The sequence below is a fragment of the Serratia silvae genome (assembly GCF_023282985.1).
GTDB lineage: Bacteria > Pseudomonadota > Gammaproteobacteria > Enterobacterales > Enterobacteriaceae > Chania > Chania silvae.
This window is the reverse complement of record NZ_JAGQDC010000088.1, coordinates 1-241: the sequence shown is the minus strand read 5'-3', so window position 1 is coordinate 241 and position 241 is coordinate 1. Positions and strand designations below refer to the sequence as shown.

The 241-nt window shown below is 57.7% G+C and carries 1 protein-coding gene; it reads right to left on the bottom strand.

What is annotated here, in order from left to right; translation table 11 throughout:
• Positions 1 to 204: ATP-binding protein (locus KAJ71_RS23350; RefSeq protein WP_248947809.1), on the bottom strand; the 204-nt coding region annotated here is incomplete at its 3' end.
• Between the last annotated feature and the right edge of the window lie 37 nt (positions 205 to 241).

The following is a 241-nucleotide window of genomic DNA, read 5'->3' as shown; positions in this document are numbered from 1 at the left end:
ATTGAAGTGCGTGCGGTTGCCGTCGGCCGCAAGCATGACCACTTGGATCGCATCCAGTAGGGCGGACTTGCCGGTACCGTTGGGGCCCAGAAAGGCGGTGTTGATGCCGGTCTCCAGGTCCTTTGCCTCGTAAAGGAAAAACTGGACCAGGGCGATGTTCTCAAGCAACTTCAATGTCGTTCTCCCCATCCAGTTCTGGCGCATGCGCGGCCAACTGATGCAATGCGCTTTCCCCCAATAC